General features: G+C 63.0%; 5 protein-coding genes. 1 reads left to right on the top strand and 4 read right to left on the bottom strand.

All coding sequences use genetic code 11. The annotated features are described in order from the left end of the window. Positions 1-367: DUF5071 domain-containing protein (locus AC1D1X_RS17465; protein ID WP_477698759.1), on the top strand; the 367-nt coding region annotated here is incomplete at its 5' end. 170 nt (positions 368-537) lie between these two features. Here the strand turns inward: AC1D1X_RS17465 and AC1D1X_RS17470 are convergent. From AC1D1X_RS17470 to AC1D1X_RS17485, 4 genes are all read right to left on the bottom strand, one after another. After that, complete coding sequence (locus tag AC1D1X_RS17470; RefSeq protein ID WP_477698760.1) at positions 538-1458, bottom strand: RluA family pseudouridine synthase; 921 nt, start codon at positions 1456-1458, stop codon at positions 538-540. Between the two features lie 18 nt (positions 1459-1476). Continuing rightward, a complete protein-coding gene (gene trmB / locus AC1D1X_RS17475) occupies positions 1477-2196 on the bottom strand; it encodes a tRNA (guanosine(46)-N7)-methyltransferase TrmB (protein WP_477698761.1) in 720 nt (239 codons plus the stop codon). Positions 2197-2213: 17 nt separating this feature from the next. After that, on the bottom strand, positions 2214-3194 hold the full coding sequence (gene gluQRS, locus AC1D1X_RS17480) for a tRNA glutamyl-Q(34) synthetase GluQRS (protein ID WP_477668949.1): 981 nt from the start codon (positions 3192-3194) through the stop codon (positions 2214-2216). A 130-nt stretch (positions 3195-3324) separates the two neighbouring features. Continuing rightward, positions 3325-4015 (bottom strand): NAD(P)/FAD-dependent oxidoreductase (locus AC1D1X_RS17485; protein ID WP_477698762.1); only part of this gene is annotated, 691 nt, incomplete at its 5' end.

Consider the following 4015-nt stretch of genomic DNA (forward strand, 5'->3'; position numbering starts at 1 on the left):
GAGTGATCTGCAAGTCGCACGTGATGTTGCGGGTCGCAGCTTCGCCGAAGTTGAACCCATTGTTCCCGCACTTCTAGAGTGGACCCAGGACCGCAATTGGCCGGTGGCCACGATCCTCTGTCCGTTCTTTGCGAGCATAGGCGTACAGCTCGTCCCCTACCTGCGTCGAGTCTTCGCCACGGACGACGAAAGCTGGAAGTACGAAGTCATTGTTTCCATCATCCGGCTGTCGTCGGAGTTGTGTTCGGCCTTGTCAAAGGATCTTCGGCGCATGGTTGACAGCCCGACAGCTGCTGAGGAGAAGGAAGAAGTGAATGTCGCGGCGTCGGAAGCATTGGAATCTCTCGCCGGTGATGGCAACGCATAACATGTCAATCGACACGGACCCGCAACGGCAGAAGGCGGCTTCGCCACTTGTGTTGGTGGTCCGATCATTTTTACGTTAGTTCCCACAGAGGGCTAGTGTTTGCGGCTGTGTTTGAGCAGATGCACTGGGTCATGGCCAGCTCGGCTTGGCGGACATATGCCAAGGCCTCATCAAGGCCGCAGGCCCCGCAGCGCCAGCCGGCTTTCAAAGCGTCGTTGCTCGCCTGTTACCGGGTCCGTGAACGCAATGGACTTGGCCAGCAACTGCAGCGGATAGCGATAATCGTCTTCCGGTGTCACTTCGACCGGCGGATACATGCGGTCATTCAGCAGTGGCAGGCCGAGCGCATTCATGTGTACGCGCAGCTGGTGCTTCTTGCCCGTTACGGGGTTGAGGGCATACAGCGCGTGGTCGCCGCGTACCTCGATCACATCGATCTGCGTGTGGCTGTTGGGCTCACCCGTTATTTCACGCTGCCGGAAAAAAGGTTCGTCTTCGACGATGCGGCTTTTGCGTGTGAGGGGAAAGCCAATATCGCCGCGCCATGGCGCCACGGCTTCGTAATGCTTCGTGACCTCATGCCGGCGGAACAATGACTGGTAGGCATCACGCTCCGCCGGGTTGACGGAGAACAGCACCAGGCCTGCGGTTTCACGGTCGATGCGGTGAATCGGCACCAGGCCGTCGATGCCGAGCCGGTTTTTCAGGCGCACCAGCAGGGTCTCCTGCAGGTAGTGGCCGGAGGGCGTCACAGGCAAGAAATGCGGCTTGTCGGCCACGACAAGGTGTTCGTCCTGAAACAGCACGGACTCTTCAAACGGAATGCGGGGTTCTTCGTCCAGTGCGCGGTAGTAGTACACGCGCATGTGGCCACGGTAGGGGCGTTCGGCGGTGACGGCTTCACCGAATTCATCGACCACCAGGCCGTCCTGCATGCGTTGCAACCATACCTCGCGCGAGATGGCCGGAAAGCGTTCAACAAGAAAGTCTGTGATGCKGGGCCAGCTGCCGGCCGGCAGGCCGACGCAACTGGGGCTGATGCCGGCCCGCGTGGCCAAACCATGCAGCCCGAGCTTGGGTGTTTTGCTCACACCCGCGCAGCCGCAAGATCACGCACGCACAAACACGAYGTCCCAGACGCCATGCCCCAGCTTGATGCCGCGGTTTTCAAATTTGGTCAATGGGCGGTAGGCTGGCTTGGGGGCATAGCCACCAGCACTGCTGTCTGCCGTATTTTTCAACAGCGGCTCGGCGCCCAGTACTTCCAGGATCTGTTCGGCATAGGGTTGCCAGTCGGTCGCGCAATGCAGGTAGCCGCCGGGCTTGAGGYGGGCCGCGAGTTTGGTGATCAGCGGTGGCTGGATCAGCCGGCGCTTGTTGTGTTTTTTCTTGTGCCAGGGGTCCGGGAAAAAGATGTGCGCGCCGTCGAGGCTGGCGCGGGGGAGCATGTCGTCAATCACTTCGACCGCATCGTGCTGCAGGATGCGGATGTTGGACAGCTTCTGTTCGTCGATGCGTTTGAGCAGGGCGCCCACGCCGGGCGTATGCACTTCGCAGCAAAGGAGGTTCTTTTCGGGCATCAGTGCGGCAATGTGCGCCGTGGCCTCGCCCATGCCAAAACCTATTTCAAGGATCGTGGGAGCGTTGCGCCCAAAGGCCTTTTCAAAATCCAGTGGTGCATCGGCATACGGCAGCAAAAACTTCGGGCCCACATCGGCAAAGGCCTTGGCCTGGCCCGCGGTGGTGCGGCCGGTGCGGCGCACAAAGCTGCGGATGTTGTGGGGAGGATGGGTGTCGGCGGGCGCGCCTTCGGGTGAGGCAGGCGGCACAGGGGGAGAGGTTTGAATCACCCTGTGATTTTAGTCGCCCAGAGCGGCACGGCCAGTTGTAGCCAGGCGGCGGGTGTCGCTGCGTTGGCTATACGCTCAACCTCCAGCCCCAGCGTTTGGCCGGCCTGGACCAGCAGCGCCAGGGGGCGGGCGGTGTCCAGCGGCTGGGCGCCGTTCTGCTTGGACAGTTTTTCGCCGTTCGGGCCCAGCACCAGCGGCGTATGCAGGTAACGCGGCAGCGGCAGGCCGAGTGCGCGCTGCAGCAGGATTTGCCGCGCGGTGTTGTCGGCAAGGTCTTCGCCGCGGACGATGTCGGTGATGCTCTGGGCTGCGTCGTCTACCACCACGGCCAGCTGGTAGGCCCAGAGGCCGTCCGCCCGTTTGAGGACAAAGTCGCCGACCTCACGGCTGACGTTTTGCATCTGTGTGCCCAGGCGGCGGTCATCCCAGCTGATTTCGGCCTGTGCGGCGGCCGCTGGCGTGGCATCAGTTGCTATTAAATTTATAGCTGCTCGCGCAAGTTCTGATTGGGCCAGGGCACTATTTGGCACATAATTTGGCGTCAAAAACCGCCACGCACGTGCAGCACGGCCATGCAGCCCGTTGCGGCAGGTGCCCGGGTACACCAGTTCGCCATGGCGTTCGCGTGGCTGCCCGGACGCGGCCAGCGCCCGCGCAATGTCCTGCCGTGTGCAGGCACAGGAGTAGGCCAGGCCGCGGGTGACCAGTGAATCCAGGGCGTTCTGGTACAGGGCGCCGCGTTGTGACTGGTAAACCGGTGCTTCATCGGGTACCAGGCCGCAACAGGCGAGTTGTTCAAGAATGACGCGATCCGCGCCAGGCACGCAGCGCGGGGTATCGACATCTTCGATGCGTACCAGCCAGCGGCCACGGTGCGCCCGGGCATCCAGCCAGCTGGCCAGGGCCGCTACCAGCGAACCCGCGTGAAGCGGGCCTGTGGGCGAAGGGGAAAATCTACCTTTGTAGCCCGAGGCCATAAGCAGAAGGAACTATGAGAAGGCTAACCTGGCGGCCGCCGCGCCGGGCCGCCCCAAGCAAGGCCAGCCCCTACTTCAGGTGACAGGGGCAGCGAGCCGCCGCAGGCACGCGAAGCGACAAGCGTGGGGGCTAACAAATTTCGAGGGCCATCTCAAGGCCCGAGACAAAGCCGTCTTCGACACGGTGGCCGAGGCACCAGTCGCCGCAGGCGCCAATGCGCGATTTGGCGTCCCAGGCGTGGGTTTTGCCCAGCGGTTGCTGCGTTTGGGCGTGGCGCCAGCGGTGCACCGCCGCGTGTGACGGCTGGGCGCGGATGCCCGTCACTTCTGTGAAGGCCTTCAGCAGCTTGGCCTTGACGCGCTCGGCATCGTCTTCCAGGTGGCGTTCCGACCATTCCGGGCTTGCCTGCACGGTCCAGCGTTCGATCGGGCTGCGCCCAGGCTTGGACGATTCCCGCGCCAGCCAGGCAATGCGGTGGTGCGTGCTGCGCGCTGCATTCCAGTGGGGCCCCAGGTGCGCCATCGTGGGCTGCATCGCCTGCGGAAAGGCCAGCATCAACGTCCAGCAGGGCGCAACGCTAACCTCGGACAGCTCGGCCACCAGGGGCTTGGCCTGTTGTGAACTGAGCAACAGGGCCTGCGCCTGCGAAGACGGCACCGCCAGAATGACGGTATCAAAACCCGAATGGACGCGGCTGTCTGCGCCGGGCCCTTCGGTTTGCAATTGCCACTGGCTGGCGTGCAGCTTGTCGGGTTCGATCCGCATGACTTCAGTTTCCAGCGCTAGCTGGCCGGCAGCATCGAGGGGCTGGGCCCACAGC

It is taken from the genome of Polaromonas sp. P1_G4 (assembly GCF_056405475.1).

Coding starts and splice junctions, on each gene's coding strand:
- gluQRS (WP_477668949.1), bottom strand. CDS start 3,194: ATGGCCTCGGGCTACAAAGGTAGATTTTCCCCTTCGCCCACAGGCCCG.